Here is a 14,682-nt window from a genome sequence, read left to right as displayed (position 1 = left end):
TGCCCCAGACCAGGCCCCCGCAGGTACCGCACCCCCACTCTCCGATGGGGGTGCGGTACCGGTGCGTGCCGACGGAGTGCAGCTCCTCGGCGCGGTGCCCGGGTCTGGCTACCGCGTCGCGCCCGCTCTCGTGCGCCGCGGCGACGGCCAGACGATCCAGCTCACTCCGCTGCTCTACGCCGTGCTGGAGCAGGTGGACGGCCGCCGGTCGCTGGCAGAGGTGGCTGCGGCAGTGGGAGAGGCGGTCGGTCGTCAGGTCTCCGCCGCGGACGTCGAGACGCTGTGTGACAGCAAGCTGCGCACCCTCGGGCTCCTCACGAAGGTCGACGGCTCGGACCCTGAGGTGCGCCGCTCGAACCCGTTGCTCGCGCTGCGGTTCAAGTACGTCGTCTCGGACCCGGAGGCGACCAGGCGAGTCACCGCCCCGTTCGCCCTGCTCTTCGCCCCCGTCGTCGTGGTGGTCCTCGTGGTCGCCTTCTTCGCGGTGTGCGGCTGGGTGCTGCTCCACAAGGGACTCGCGTCGGCCACTCATCAGGCCTTCGACCAGCCGGCCCTGCTGCTGGCGGTCTTCGCCCTGACCGTCGTCTCCGCTGGCTTCCACGAGTTCGGGCATGCCGCAGCAGCACGCTACGGCGGGGCCACACCAGGGGCGATGGGGACTGGCCTGTACCTCGTCTGGCCGGCGTTCTACACCGACGTGACCGACAGCTATCGCCTGGGTCGCGCTGGGCGGGTCCGTACCGATCTCGGCGGCCTCTACTTCAACGCGATCGTCGCGGTCGCGATGTTCGGTGTGTGGTGGGCCACCGGATGGGATGCCATCCTCCTGATCATCGCGACGCAGGTGCTCCAGATGGTGCGCCAGCTGGCGCCGCTCGTGCGCTTCGACGGCTACCACGTCCTGGCCGACCTCACAGGGGTGCCCGACCTCTACCACCGGATCAAGCCGACCCTCGTGGGCCTGCTTCCCCGGCACTGGAACGACCCGGAGGCCACGGTGCTCAAGCCGTGGGCCCGGGCGGTGGTCACCCTGTGGGTGGTCGTCGTCGTGCCGCTGCTGCTGTTCTCCCTCGTGATGATGGTCCTGAGCTTCCCTCGGGTGGCGGGGACCGCGTGGGCGTCCGTCGGTCGGCAGTGGGCGCGGCTGGAGACCCAGCTCGGAGACGGCGACCTGCTCGCCGTGCTGGTGCGGGCGCTGTCCATCGTCGCCATCGCCCTGCCCGTCCTCGGTGTTGTCTTCATCGTCACCCGTGTCGTGCGGCAGGTCGTCGCGGGCACGTGGCGGGCCACGGAGGAACGTCCGGTGCGGCGTGCCCTCGCCGGCGTGGTCGCGCTGGCAGTGGTGGCCGGGCTCGCCTGGTCCTGGTGGCCGCAGCCGGGCACCTACCGGCCCGTCCAGGCCTACGAGCGGGGAACGTTGGCCGACGCGGTCTCGAGCACGCTTCGGTCGGGAGTGCCCGCCACGCTGCAGGAAGGTCGAGAGGGTGCCGGGCAAGCGGTCTGGCCGCAGGGAGCCGCCCTGCCGACGGCCGAGGAACCCGAGCTGGCCGTGGTCATGGTGCCGCGGAGCGGTCAGCCCCAGGGCGGCCAGGAGCCGCCGACCTGGGTCTTCCCGTTCAACCGACCGTTGCCGCCCGGTGAGGGCGGCAACCAGGCCATGGCCGTGAACACCACGGACGGGTCCACGCTCTACGACGTGGCCTTCGCCCTCGTCTGGGCGGATCGCGACACGGTGGCCAACACCAACGAGGCCTATGCCCTGGCATCCTGCGCGGGGTGCCAGACGGTGGCCGTGGCCTTCCAGGTCGTCCTCATCGTCGGGAACGCCCACGTCGTCGTTCCGGAGAACGTCGCTGCGGCCGTCAACTACAGCTGTGTCCAGTGCGTCACCGCGGCGCTCGCGACGCAGCTCGTGGTAACCCTCTCCGGTCCGCTCACCGAGCAGAGCACCGCCGACCTCGGCGAGCTGTGGCAGGAGATCGCAGCCTTCGGAGAGTCCATCAGGGGCGTCCCGCTCAGCGAGCTTCAGGAGCGGCTCACTGAGTACGAGCGACAGATCCTGGCGATCGTCCAGCAGGACCCGGCCTGGGTTGCCCCGGCCGGGGGCAACCCGTCGAGTCCGACCGCGCCCTCGACGGGCACCTCGTCCGCCACCTCGCCGTCAGGAGGCCCGGCCGGCACGGTGTCCCCGACCGCCGGACCCACGGGGTCGACCGGCAGCCCGTCGTCGTCGAGCACGTCCACCGGCCCGGAGGGCTCGACCAGCCCGACGAACAGCACGAACCCGACGGCCCCCTCGTCCGAACCCTCGCCGACTGCGTCGGCGGCCCCTGCGGACGTGGCGGAGGCCACGGCCACGCCCTGACGGGCGGCTGCGCGGCATACCCTCCAGTGACGTCAGGTATGCCGCGCGGCGCACGGATGGGAGCAGCGAATGGTCAACGGGGCCAGCGAGTTCGACACGGGGACAGCGGTTTCGGCACGGGTGGGGGAGCCTGGTGCCTACGACGCCGCCCTCGGCGAGGGCTGGCGGATCGGTGGGGGAGTCAACGGCGGGGTGCTGCTCGCCATCGCCGGCCGCGCCCTGGCCGCTGAGCTCGGGACAGCGGACGGCGACCGCCCCGCGCACCCGGACCCCCTGGCGATCAGCGCCTACTACCTGACACCCGGTGTCCCGGGCCCGGCGACGGTGCGCACCTCGATCGTGCGCCGCGGACGTGCGGTGTCGACCGGCCAGGCGTCCCTGCTCCAGGAAGACGGCTCGGGGGGCGAGGTCGAGCGGGTCCGGTTCCTCGCGACCTATGGCGACCTGGAGTCCGTCGACGGCGACCTCACGACGTCAGCCCAGCCACCGGAGCTGCCTCCACCGGACCAGTGTGTCTCCGCCGCCCAGGCGCCGCCCGACTTCCTCAAGCACGCGTCGCTGCTCGAGCGCCTCGACATGCGGCTCGACCCGGCGACGACCGGGTGGGCGGTCGGCAAGCCGTCGGGCAACGGCGTGATCCGGGGCTGGCTGCGCATGGCCGACGGCCGCGAGCCGGACCCGCTCCTGCTGCTCCTGGCCGTCGATGCGCTCCCTCCGGTGGCGTTCGAGCTCGGGCTGCCGGGCTGGACCCCGACGCTCGAGCTGACCGCCCACGTGCGCGCGCGGCCCGCTCCGGGGTGGCTCAGGGTCAGCCTGACGAACCGGACGCTGGCTGGAGGCTTCCTCGAGGAGGACGCGGAGGTCTGGGACAGCGAGGGTCGGCTGGTGGCGCTCTCGCGCCAGCTTGCCCGGGCGACGCCCCCGAAGGCCGGCTGACCGGCATACCCCTGCCCTTGCGTGGTCGGTCGGCGTGCGGGGCGCCGGTAGACTCTCGGCCTCGTGGCCCTCACTATCGGAATCGTCGGACTGCCCAACGTCGGCAAGTCCACGATGTTCAACGCCCTGACCAAGAACAACGTGCTCGCCGCGAACTACCCGTTCGCGACCATCGAGCCGAACGTCGGGGTCGTCCCCCTGCCCGACGCACGACTGCAACGGCTGGCCGAGATCTTCAGCTCCGAGCGGATCCTGCCTGCGACGGTGTCGTTCGTCGACATCGCGGGGATCGTGCGCGGCGCCTCGGAGGGTGAGGGGCTGGGCAACAAGTTCCTCGCCAACATCCGCGAGGCCGACGCCATCTGCCAGGTGGTCCGCGCGTTCGAGGACGGCGACGTCGTCCACGTCGACGGCAAGGTCTCGCCCGCGTCCGACATCGAGACCATCCACACCGAGCTGATCCTCGCCGACCTGCAGACCCTCGAGAAGGCCGTGCCGCGCCTCGAGAAGGAGTCGCGGATCCAGAAGGAGAAGAAGGCGTCGTTCGACAACGCCGTGCTCGCCCAGAAGGTGCTCGAGGAGGGGAACACCCTGTATGCCGCGGGCGCGGCTGCCGGGGTCGACCTCGCCGAGGCGCGGGGGCTGGGGCTGCTGACCACGAAGCCCTTCATCTACGTCTTCAACCTCGACGAGGACCAGCTGGCAGACAAGGAGCTGCAGGATTCGCTGCGCTCGATCGTCGCACCGGCCGACTCCGTGTTCCTCAACGCCAAGCTCGAGGTCGACCTCATGGAGATGGAGCCCGACGAGGCCATGGAGATGCTGGAGTCCTTCGGCGCGGAGGAGTCCGGGCTCACCCAGCTGGCGCGGACCGGGTTCCACACCCTCGGCCTGCAGACCTACCTGACGGCCGGTCCGAAGGAGTCCCGCGCCTGGACGATCGGGCAGGGCTGGACGGCGCCTCAGGCCGCAGGGGTCATCCACACGGACTTCCAGCGCGGCTTCATCAAGGCCGAGATCGTCTCGTTCGAGGACCTGGACGCCACTGGCTCCATGGCCGCGGCCAAGGCTGCTGGCAAGGTGCGCATCGAGGGCAAGGACTACGTCATGTCCGACGGCGACGTAGTCGAGTTCCGCTTCAACGTGTAAAGCCGCAGGTCACAGGCTTAAATAACCCCCTCTGCCCGCACGTTGCCCGCACCAGCGTCGAGGACTTCCCCGGCGAGGGTCGCGGCTGCCGTCCGTGTCTTGTCCTCAGCGGACGGCCACAGGTGGGAGTACGTGTTGAGCGTCGTCGTGGCCTTGGAGTGCCCGAGCGCGCGCTGAACGGTCACCACGTCACACCCGGCCGCGATCAGCCCAGAGGCGTAGAAGTGCCGCAGGTCGTGGAGCCGGATGCCTGACAGGCCCGCGTCGGCAAGCGTCTTCCGCCACCAGTAACCGACAGTGTTCTGATGCGGGGGAGTGTCACCCGCGCCCTGGAACAGCCACGCGCCGCGGTGCCCGAGCTCGACGTGAGCGGCCAGCATCGTCACCAACGCGTCAGGGATCGGCACCACGCGCTCGCTGCCGTACTTCGGCGGGCGGATGTCCACCTTGCCCTCACCGGCCCGCTGGACCTGCCGCGCCACGTTGATCTGCTTCCGAAGGAAGTCCACGTCCCCGACCTGCAGGGCAGCAGCCTCACCGAGCCGCAGACCGGCAAAGGCGCACACAGCCACGAATGCGCCGAAACGCTCGTCCGCCGCCCTCAACAGGGCTGCCACGTCCGCTGGGGCCGGGATACTCATGGCTGCTTCAGCGCGCCGCTGACGGGGCAGCCTGACACCCTCTGTCGGGTCCGAGCCGATCACCTTGTCGCGCATCGCGGCGCGGAATACCGAGCGCACGTTGACGAACCGAGTCTTGATGGTCCCCGCGGCCAGATCCTTGACCGTCATGTCCTTCACCCAGGACTCCACGTGGGTCGGTCGGATCTTCCGCAACTCCATGTCGGTGAACGTGGCAGACCGTACCGCGAGGCTCATCGCCTTGTGCGTGCCATCGGTCCAGACCTGTCGAGCCGCGTAGTCGGTGAAGAACGCCGAGAACGACACCCGGCCGGCGCGAGGATCAACCCACCGCCCGCCGTCGATCGCGCCCAGCTGACCCCTCAGCCACCGCTGCGCGTCAGCCTGTCGCCTGAACGTCGATTGGACTTCCTTGCCAGTCTCAGGGTGTCGGTATCGAGCGCGCCAGGACTCGCCCCGCCGCGTCACTCCGTTAGCCATGCTGGTTCTCCTTGGCCATGTCGAACGCATCTATGGCGCGAGCGCGTTGCGTCTCGGCGGCAATGAGTGCGTGCCCACGGGAGACGGCGTCCTCCGGAGTGCCGATCTCCGTCAAGATGCTTGAGATCCTGTCTTGATGTTCGCCACCGACCTCCGCGAGGAGCGGCAGGCTTGTTCGGATTCGGGCAAGGGTCACAGTGTGTTGCTCGATCGCATCTCGCGATAGCAAAGCTTGCGCGCGTAGCTTGCCAAGGGCCGCGGCTACTGAGTCGCCTTCAAGAAGCTGAGACACCGAAACTCCGAAGACGTTAGCGAGATCCTGCGCCTCCGCCAGCCGGAGCGGGCGGTCTCCCTTCTCGACACTCCAGACGGTGGCCTGCGACCACTTCCAGCCACGTAGGCGCATCGACTCAGCAACCGCCTGCTGCGAGGTGTCCCCGCGCAACTTGGCGACGGCTTCGCCGATCTGGCGTTCGCGATCCGCCGACAAGTTCTTTGCCATGTGGCCCGTTCCCCTCCTCGTTTGCCTCGATCGTGGTCTAGGTTGGATTCTAGTCAGTAGGCGACTAGAAAGTCTAGTAGACACCCATTCCGCCCTGTAGCCCTAACCAATTAGGAGTCCTCGATGGACTTGCTTACAGCCGATGAAGCGGCCCAGTTCATGCACACGCCGTTGGCGACTCTCCGCCACTGGATCGCCACCAACCAGGCGCCCCCCAGCGCAAAGATCGGCCGGCGTCGGATGTTCCGGCGCGCGGACCTTGAGAAGTTCGTCAACGACAAGTTCGCGGGCGTGGCATGAGCTACGTGACTCTCGGAGAACGGGTCCAGTGCATGGCATGCGGGGCGCCCGACGTGTCGGTCAAGCACGGGTGGACTCTGCGCAGTCACACCTCGTGGCAGTGGTCAGATGCACCCGTCAATGCCGTGAGGTGTAGCGGGCCGTCAGAGGACGAGGTCTTCCAAGCCGCTCTGCACCGGCACCAGCTCACTCCACGCCTCTGGCACCTGCAGCAGCAAAACGGAATTCGATGAAGGGTCGCGGGTCGCGCGTCATAGTTCACGGCAGTCCCCAAGCTGGCTTCCTCCGCGTGCCTAATGGATTCATTCGTGACCCCAGCGTCAAACCAGGTCCCAAGATGGTCATCCAGTGGCTGGCCTCACAGTCAGAGAGCTGGGTCGTCTACAAGAGCAGGGGCGCGGACGAACTGGGCGTCACGGCCCACACTTTCGCCACCTATCTCAAGCAGGCCGCTCAGTCCGCCTATTTGAAGATCGAGGAAACCGGGGAGCCCGACGCTTGGGGTAACGCCGCCCGCGTTTACCACGTGGCGCTCACCGGACATATGGAACCGATGTCAATTCGTGACAGCGGTCGATGCCGAGAATCGACATCTAGAGAAGAACTCCCAGAAGACCAATCTCTATCTCGGTCAACTGCGTCGACCGAGCGACCCACGTTCCTACCTCAGAACTGGCGACCTAACCACACCCACGCAGTGATGGTCAACGACCAGAAGCTTGACATGAGTGAAGTCCTTGACTCGTTCATGGACACAGAAGCCAGCAAGGAAATGCGCAGCGATTGGGACCGTGTCTTCGGACACTTCATCAACGCCTACGCAGACGGATCCGTTTGGACCGTGTTCGCATGACGAGCTACCGCTACTCGCTCGATGGTGAGCGGATACCCAACGAGCCAGAGGTTCGAGCACCGCAGCGGCCCGGCTGGCTCATCCACCCCTCATGCCGCGAGTCCTAGAACGCCTGCAATCCCTGCTCACCCGTCATCACGACCCTCACAAGAACCGGACCACCATGAATCTCACCGCACGGCCGGCAGGCCCCCTGGACCTTAGCCCCCTGCGTCATCGGCCCGACTGCCAAGGACCCAAGATCCGCACCGACCTCCGAGCATCCGGTGACACGCGCATCCGTTGCAAGACGTGCGGTACGTACACCTACGTCAGGCCGGCAGAAGCCGTGCCGGCGCAGAAGACCAGTTCTGCGCGAAGCAGCAACTACGTCTGCGGCACGCACGCAGACCAGCCCGTCTCCTGGCGCGGCCGTGGCTGCACCGAGTGCCAGCGAGAGCGACTGACCCCACCCGCCACCCCATCAACCGATCTCTACCTAGGACACAACCTCTGATGCGCTTCACATCCACCACCACAGGCCGTGCGGACCAGCGACTCAACGACGGCGCACGCCCACCGCTCGAAGCCATCCCCACGGCCCTCGTCAAGCTGCTCATCGAACGCGACGCAATCGCCGTACGCAGGGCCGAAGCCCAGGCAGACGCCGCCCAGCTCGCAGGCGAACACCTCGACCACGAAGCCAAGAGCGACGACGAAGGCGCGGCCACTGCAGCGGCAAGGGCAGGCCAGCCGCTGCCCAAGGCATCCGCCGTCGAGCGACTGGCAAAGGCGCGAGAGCTCGCAGCCCGCACGGTCGCGGCCCAAGAGTCCGCCCACGCCGTTGTTACGGACGAGGCCGAGGCGCTGGCCTCCGAGTTGTACTGGACCACCGAGGACGAGCGCGCTGCGATCCTCGCGGAAGCCGTGGCCGACATTGAGGCCGCATCGCACGCCCTCGCCGACAAGGTCGATGCCGCGGTTCAGAAGGTCGCAGTGGCCGAGTGGATACGCGGCGCCGCCTATCAGCCCAAGGCAGAAACGTTCGATTGCGACGTGATCGACCTGGCTCACCTGGCGGTCAGCCCCGGCGACAGGGCACGCGTCATCAACGTTCGCGACGTCATCTTGAAGGCAGCGACCACCGTACTCACCCAGGAGCGATGACATGAGGACCACCATGAACGCCCGGCTCCGCCGCGAAGCCCGCGAGACTCATCCACCCGCAACCGCGTTCACCCCTGAGTTCGCCAAGCTGCTTGACGAGTTCGATGCCCTGGCAGGCAAACACGGCACCGCCCAGTCAGAACGCGCCGCCTACGCACGCGACCGGTCTGCCTTAGAGCCCGCCGCCATTCAAGCCGACGCCCGCGCTGCCGCCGCGTCAGCACGTGAAGGCAACCCCAGCAGTGGCACACCAAATATGGATGCGCTCCGGGCTGATGAGGGCCGGCTGCGAGCCGCAGAGGCAGGACTGGCAGCCGCGCTCCGCCTCGTTACTAGTGACATACAGAACGACAAGGAAGCCGAGCTAGTTCGGGGAAAGCACGAGGCCAGGGCAGAGGCGGCACGGGCCAAGCTCACGAAGGCAGCCGACGCACTCAGCGCGGCCCTAACCGAGGCCATCAACACCGCCGAAGTAGTCGCGTGGCTCAACGGTCACGGCTATGACACGACCGCCCATGTGGACGCACGCGCACTGTCACCCGAGGTCGCAGCCGCGCTCTATCAGCCCGCGCCCACCCCAGCCCACGACGTCATCCGCACCCTGGCCAACATCACCCAGGAGCACTGACATGACCGACAACCCGTTCCACAGCGAGAACCCCGCAACGCGCGCCAAAGCCCTACGTGACTCCTTCGCTGCCAAAGCGGCATCACGACCCGAGGTCGACAGCCAAGGCAAGCCAACCGCGCCTCTCACGGACCACACCTACGACGACTTCGGCAGGCTCGTGAGCAAGGGCGGTCCAGCCGCCTGAGCCACCTGGCGCCCTTGCCACGCACCCCGGGGGAGGGACCCCCCAACCCCCCAAGGGTGGTCCGCGATTCAGTTAGCGGAAAAGGACCAGCGTCCAAGACCGGACGGAAACACTTAGGCCCGCGAGGGCATCAGGAGACCACTTTGAGCACGAAACCACCGCCTGCGGCACGTCCACCGAAGGGGTTGCAGAGTGCAGGAAGGGCACTGTTTCGGGCACTTTCGGCACAGATCGAGGCAGATGGGCTCGTTTTCGATGCACGGGAGAGCGCTCTGCTGTTCCATGCGTGCCGTGAGTCGGACATGCTGAACTCGATCGAGGCCGAGCTGGCGACTGCTGGCCGGCTGACAGTGAAGGGCGCACAGGGCCAGTTGGTGGCTCACCCGCTGCTGGGCGAGGCCCGCCGCTCCAGGGCTCAGATTGCCTCGTTGCTCAAGGCCATTGGGCTCGATGATCCTGACGCGGGCGCTGGCACTGGTCGTGGGGGTCGCACCTCGTCATGGCAGGCCCGTGAGGCTGCAAACGCCCGTCACAGGGCCGGCTGATGGCCCGGCGAGCGTCGGGTGCGTCAGCGATGCACGTCCCTGGCGTTGCTGACGCCGTGGCGCGCTACTTGCGGGCGTTCGCGGCCAAGTGGGACTCGCGTTCCACCCTGGCCGACCTTGACGCGCTGGCGCGGTGGGAACTGGCGGTCTCTGGGGATCAGATCTGGCGCGCCACGTTCGACCCTGGCCGTCCCCATGAGGGGGACAAGTTCCTGGGAGACGCATCGATGTGGTTGGTCACCGGACCCAACACGCTCGAAGCCGCCTAGTAGTCAACCCCAAACGCCTCGTCAGGACCGCGGAGTGGCGCACTCTCTATCCCGCGGAGCCAGTGCAGGACTCCGTACGCCGTGCTGATGTGCGTCTTTACCGTTCGCCACTCCACGTCGCCTGTTCCGTGGGCCACCTTGTTTCGGTCCTCGAACAGCCGGACAACACCCTTCCAAGTGTGTGGCTGTTCCACTTTCACGGAGCGTTGGTTAATGGCGAACATGGCTTTGTCAAACAGAGATGCCGCAGCCATCGGATATTCTCGTGGACTATTAAGAAGAAGGGTCACCAAGGGCTCTTGGGACTCCGAGGCAGCCACCTGCAGGGTATGCCTGACACCCGTTTCAGCGGCTATTGCAGCGAGCAGTAGGGCCTCACGGTGCTGGCCCTGCCCCAGCAGATACTCTGCATCGGCCAAAAGGGATTCCGGAAGCGGGGGGTCCCGGTGCTTTTCCGCCTCAGCCAGCGCAGTCGCCACGAGATCCCGGTTGGCGGCCCGCATCGGTCCGGCGAATCGGCCGCTGCCGCTCCTCATCGGGCTCTGTTCAACTGTCAGCCTTTCGCCATGAGTGTCGAAGAAGTCCGTTCGCGCAACACGGACCCGCTGAGCGGACCAGCCCAGCCAACTTTGTCGTGATTGGACCCTCAGCGCGTTGAGAGCCTTGTCGAGTAATCGCAACGCCCTGCGCTGATCCCGGGCCATCCGAGCTTGCGCTGATGTTCGGCCAAGAAGATCCTGCCGTGAGTCGGCGATGGAGACGTCTCGGTCCGTCTCCATGGTCGTCCGCACAATCAGAACCTCTTGTGCGCTGGTCGTGCCGTTGGAGTCCTTGGCGACGACAAATGATCCCCAGAAGTTGCGGCCTGGGAGCGCAGCCACCCACTCGGAGTCAGTCGGACTACCGGGGAGAGTCAAAGCGAAACGGCTTTCGAGGCAGCGAGCTGAAAATGTCTCGCCCAAGATCTCGGCGTGCACGTAGAGACCGTTCACTTCTATGTAACAGACGGTTCGTACGGTCACGCGGTCAGTATGCCGCCTAGACAACGGCGGAATGTCTACCGAGGCGTTGCGGCCCGCAGGAGGTGCAGGGCGCCATTCTTCCGGGCAGGGTGGTATCCCGAGCAACGTTGGACCTCGCGGCGCAACCTCCCTTGTTTATTCGCAAACCGTACTCATCGTGGCGAACCCGCTCGTATTCTCTGCTCATGAGTAGCGCTACGCCGGGCTGGTACCCGGTCGAAGGGGACGACCGCCTTCGCTGGTGGGATGGTCAGGCGTGGACGGAGAGGTTCCAGGACAAGCCCGCTCCGTCCGCAGCCGGCACGGCGGTGCGCGAGGCAGCGTCGCAATTCACGGGCACACGACCGTTCCCGCAGGATGCCGTTTGGTCGGCCATTGGTAAGCCGGTCACCGGATTTGGCGCCGGTCGCTACTGGGTGACAGCGCATCACCTGTTCTTCGAGAAGGGCTCCCTGCGGACGGACTCGCAGCAGGTGCCGATCTCGGGGGTCGTTGACGTCGATGTGCGTCAGTCCATGACGCAGAAGGCTCGGAGTGTGTATACGGTCCTCGTCCATATCAACCGCGGCAACCGGACAGAGATTGTGTCGATGGACGACGTGCCCAACGGGCGCGACGCTCAACGCATCATCAACGAGACCGCTCATGCGGCACGCTTGGCGATCCAGCGCAATGAAAACACCATGCGGTACGAGGGTCAGCACCCGCAGTTCGCTAGCGCGCCAGCCCCGGCTCAGGCCACGCCGGCCGCAGCCTCGACGGCTCCGGACCCGATGGACCAACTGCGCAAGCTCGGCGAGCTTCGAGACGCGGGCATCCTCACGGACGAAGAGTTCGCGGCCAAGAAAGCCGAGATCCTGAGTCGGCTGTAGGTGTGACCTTGACCGACTTCCTGCAGGCTCGGATCACTGAGCAGGAGATCCGCTGCAGGACGCTGCTCGACACTGCGGAGTTGTCACCTGCCGTGAGACGGGCGTTGACGGGGCCCTACGGGACTGCAAGGCCAAGCGTCAGATCACGAGATTCAGGAGATCGCCCTCCTAGACGACGACGGCACGACCTGGGAACTCATGGCCCTGGCGTACGTGTACTCCGATCACCCGGACTGGCGCGAGGAGTGGCGGCCGTGAAGCAACCGTCACTCATCGCTGGGGTTGAGAGTTCCGCACTGCCGGCACGTGGTGCCAACCTCCACGGTGGAATTGCAATTCTCGTTGATGCAAATCCGAGTGTCGGCCATGGACTGCCCCTTCTTCGCTGGCTGGAGCGCTGAAACTAGCGAATTCCTTGGCTCCAGACGCCCCGCATTTGGGGATGGCGCGCTCGCTGCCCGCGTCGTATTCTCTGGGCTCCGTCGTCGTAGCGAGGAGGCACCATGCAGGCCAGTTGTAGCCAATGCGGTTGGGAGGCTCAGGTCAGCAGGGATCCGGGCGAGTGTCCCGTATGCCACAACAAGAACATCTCCGTTTCGGACTGACCCATGGGCTTCTTCGATCTGACATCCCCCCGGCCGAGCAAAAAGCCATGCCCGATCTGTAGTGCGCCGGGAGTGGACTTCAACCACCTCCTCAAGCATGTCGAGGACGGCGAAGATCCCGCACTTGGGGAGGTCTATCGCTGGCGCTGTCCTGAGTGCTCGGGCTATGGACCGAAACACTCGCAGGCTACCTACCGCTCTCGCGGAGGAGCGCAGGCCGGGCTGGCAACGCATTTCCAGACGTTTCACAACGTCAACCTTCTGGGTTGACAGGGTCTTGGAGCGCGGCCTCACGACGAGGGCAGGTCACCGGGACTGACTTCGCGCAGTGGAGGGCGACGGATCTCGCTCGCGCCCTGCGATGAGACGTTTGGACGATGGCGCAGGCCGCGTCTCAACACTGATCCTCTACGTGCAGGAAGTGGTACCTCGCGCCATCTGGGGGATGGCTGGGCTGTGGGTGCTGCTCCTCGCTCAAAGACAGCACCCCCGCTCGCATCAGAGCGGGGGTGCTGTCTTGACGTCGAGAGACTGTCGCAGTCCACGAGTGACCACAAGAGCGCCCGACCCGTTCGCAGGGTCGGGCGCATTTTCTTTGTGTCTCAGGTCAGGCCGTGTGGCGCGTCAGTTGCGCACCCGGGGGCCGGAGGTTCCGAGCGGCCGTGTCTCCCACCCCGGCGAACTGGCCCACATGCAAGCTGTGTCGTCTGTGCAGCAGACCGAGCCTGTCGCTTCCAAGATGATCTGGCGCACTCGTCCAGCCTTCATCTGGTCCCACAAAAGGTCGGTGCCACACCATCCGCTTTGCTGCATCATTGCGTCCATGATCGTGCTCCTTGCTAGGTAAGGGGTTCGGTCTAGGCCCTGGCCGGTGTTCACGCGCCGGCTGGGGCTGCTCTAAGTCTCGGGCGCATCCCGCCTGCAGTCTCGGGAATGGGCGTTACTGGCATGAACCTGCTCAAAGTGGTACGAAACTGGCATGTGCCGTGATCCGAAGGCGAGGGGTTAGCTCTCGCGGCCAACTAGCTCAGGCGCCACGGGATCAGCCTGTCGATCCCGTGGCGCCAAACGGGTGTCTTGGGTCGCGAACGGAAGACCTACCGATACCTTCGAGCAGTGGAATCAGATGAGCCCAGGCGAGGGAGTAGTGGCAGGGACGACCTTCCCGGTTTCGGCTACGCAGTAGCCGTGACGGTGATGGGCGCGGTCCTCGCCATCGCAATCCTGATATTCCGCGATGCCGCAAAGCCCTTCGGCGACGCCCTTGCGCCAGCAGCCCAAGTGCTGCTGGCCTCAGTCGTAGCCGCGTTCGGCCTCACCCAAATCCTGATCGCACGAGACGCAATGCAGTCAGCGCGCGCCACGGTCCAGTCGACAGACGAACAGACCGTCGTTATGCGCGAGCAGGTAGCTCAGGCGCGCGAGCAAGCCGACGCCAGCGCGCGACACGCCGAGGATGCGTTGCGCTTGGCGCGCCTAGAGGCGATGGACACTGACGCACCGATCGCAGCGCTCACATGCGATGACGTGCGCTTCGCTGAGGCTGGTCGTGTTCAGGACCTGTTCCACAATGCGCCCGAGCATGCAGGGGAGATCGCAATAGAGGAAGATGAGGCACGGGTACGTCGATTTCGGTACTCGGGTGTTGCGACTCTCACCAACTTCGGCGAACGTCCGGTGCACTGGGCGCGCAGCGGGACGCCTGACCCAGAGCTCCCTCACGGGGGCCTCAAAGGTCTCATCCTTCCTGGCGGAGACCACAAGTTCTACGTGGACGAGACGGAGACGCTCGCCGCCTGGATGGAACTCAGCGAGACGCGCGCCCAGACCAACGTCCCCGCGGCCGGTTTCAGAGTCATCGAGGTGACCATCTACGGCGCGCGCAACCTAGTTATCGACACACTGACCATCGCCACGGGTCCTCCTCCGATTCGACGCGACGGCAGCAGGTATGTCGTTCAAACGGACAGAGTGGCCTTCTGGCCGACTGGCATCGTAAGGCGGGAGTACAACCACGCCGCCATGAGCGACGGTGACCAGTAGGTCCGGACACGGAAGGTCGCGGATCTTTGCGGCTCATTTCGTACAGGGGTCCGCGCAATGTCGCCACAACGTGGGGCGTTGCCCGCAGATTGCCCGCAGTAGGGCAGACAGGGACCGTTGATTGCCGTGAGTCGCGAGC

General features: G+C 66.2%; 15 protein-coding genes. 12 read left to right on the top strand and 3 right to left on the bottom strand.

Annotated elements, in window-relative coordinates:
- Window positions 1-61: 61 nt before the first annotated feature.
- The 3 genes from AC1DS4_RS07215 (at window position 62) to ychF (ending at window position 4,450) form a co-directional block, all read left to right on the top strand.
- Window positions 62-2,365, top strand: coding sequence for a zinc metalloprotease (locus AC1DS4_RS07215; protein ID WP_477632344.1), 2,304 nt, complete (start codon window positions 62-64; stop codon window positions 2,363-2,365).
- A 69-nt stretch (window positions 2,366-2,434) separates the two neighbouring features.
- Window positions 2,435-3,301 (top strand): thioesterase family protein, encoded by an 867-nt coding sequence (locus AC1DS4_RS07210; protein WP_477632345.1) that lies wholly within the window; start codon window positions 2,435-2,437, stop codon window positions 3,299-3,301.
- Between the two features lie 63 nt (window positions 3,302-3,364).
- A complete protein-coding gene (ychF, locus tag AC1DS4_RS07205; RefSeq protein ID WP_477632346.1) occupies window positions 3,365-4,450 on the top strand; it encodes a redox-regulated ATPase YchF in 1,086 nt (361 codons plus the stop codon).
- Window positions 4,451-4,467: 17 nt separating this feature from the next.
- On the opposite strand, the gene AC1DS4_RS07200 is transcribed toward ychF, so the two are convergent.
- Window positions 4,468-5,571: a tyrosine-type recombinase/integrase gene (locus AC1DS4_RS07200; RefSeq protein WP_477632347.1), complete on the bottom strand. Its 1,104-nt coding sequence runs from the start codon at window positions 5,569-5,571 to the stop codon at window positions 4,468-4,470.
- Window positions 5,564-6,073, bottom strand: coding sequence for a helix-turn-helix domain-containing protein (locus AC1DS4_RS07195; protein WP_477632348.1), 510 nt, complete (start codon window positions 6,071-6,073; stop codon window positions 5,564-5,566). Before AC1DS4_RS07195 ends, AC1DS4_RS07200 begins: the two co-directional genes overlap by 8 nt.
- A 123-nt stretch (window positions 6,074-6,196) precedes the next feature.
- On the opposite strand from AC1DS4_RS07195, the gene AC1DS4_RS07190 reads away from it, so the two are divergent.
- From AC1DS4_RS07190 to AC1DS4_RS07165, 6 genes are all read left to right on the top strand, one after another.
- Window positions 6,197-6,373, top strand: a complete 177-nt coding sequence (locus AC1DS4_RS07190) for a helix-turn-helix domain-containing protein (RefSeq protein ID WP_477632349.1) — start codon at window positions 6,197-6,199, stop codon at window positions 6,371-6,373.
- A gap of 289 nt (window positions 6,374-6,662) precedes the next feature.
- Entirely contained in the window at window positions 6,663-7,226 is a 564-nt protein-coding gene (locus AC1DS4_RS07185; RefSeq protein ID WP_477632350.1) for a hypothetical protein, read from the top strand.
- Window positions 7,227-7,721: 495 nt separating this feature from the next.
- Window positions 7,722-8,372: a hypothetical protein gene (locus AC1DS4_RS07180; RefSeq protein WP_477632351.1), complete on the top strand. Its 651-nt coding sequence runs from the start codon at window positions 7,722-7,724 to the stop codon at window positions 8,370-8,372.
- 1 nt (window position 8,373) lies between these two features.
- Window positions 8,374-9,000, top strand: coding sequence for a hypothetical protein (locus tag AC1DS4_RS07175; RefSeq protein ID WP_477632352.1), 627 nt, complete (start codon window positions 8,374-8,376; stop codon window positions 8,998-9,000).
- Window position 9,001: 1 nt separating this feature from the next.
- The gene (locus AC1DS4_RS07170; protein WP_477632353.1) at window positions 9,002-9,187 is read left to right on the top strand and encodes a hypothetical protein; all 186 of its coding nucleotides are present in this window, start codon (window positions 9,002-9,004) and stop codon (window positions 9,185-9,187) included.
- A gap of 601 nt (window positions 9,188-9,788) precedes the next feature.
- A complete protein-coding gene (locus AC1DS4_RS07165) occupies window positions 9,789-10,001 on the top strand; it encodes a hypothetical protein (RefSeq protein WP_477632354.1) in 213 nt (70 codons plus the stop codon).
- Here the strand turns inward: AC1DS4_RS07165 and AC1DS4_RS07160 are convergent.
- Window positions 9,998-11,023: a hypothetical protein gene (locus tag AC1DS4_RS07160; protein WP_477632355.1), complete on the bottom strand. Its 1,026-nt coding sequence runs from the start codon at window positions 11,021-11,023 to the stop codon at window positions 9,998-10,000. The two genes, AC1DS4_RS07165 and AC1DS4_RS07160, sit on opposite strands and share 4 nt — an antisense overlap.
- Before the next feature lie 185 nt (window positions 11,024-11,208).
- On the opposite strand from AC1DS4_RS07160, the gene AC1DS4_RS07155 reads away from it, so the two are divergent.
- The 3 genes from AC1DS4_RS07155 to AC1DS4_RS07145 all read left to right on the top strand — a co-directional run bounded on the left by AC1DS4_RS07155 (window position 11,209) and on the right by AC1DS4_RS07145 (window position 14,543).
- Entirely contained in the window at window positions 11,209-11,895 is a 687-nt protein-coding gene (locus AC1DS4_RS07155; protein WP_477632356.1) for an SHOCT domain-containing protein, read from the top strand.
- A gap of 123 nt (window positions 11,896-12,018) precedes the next feature.
- The gene (locus tag AC1DS4_RS07150) at window positions 12,019-12,153 is read left to right on the top strand and encodes a DUF6221 family protein (RefSeq protein WP_477646019.1); all 135 of its coding nucleotides are present in this window, start codon (window positions 12,019-12,021) and stop codon (window positions 12,151-12,153) included.
- Between the two features lie 1,535 nt (window positions 12,154-13,688).
- Entirely contained in the window at window positions 13,689-14,543 is an 855-nt protein-coding gene (locus tag AC1DS4_RS07145) for a hypothetical protein (RefSeq protein WP_477632357.1), read from the top strand.
- Window positions 14,544-14,682 lie beyond the last annotated feature (139 nt).

It is taken from the genome of Pedococcus sp. P3_C7 (genome assembly GCF_056402615.1).
The sequence above is the reverse complement of the archived record's forward strand: the minus strand, read 5'-3'. Positions and strand labels throughout refer to the sequence as shown.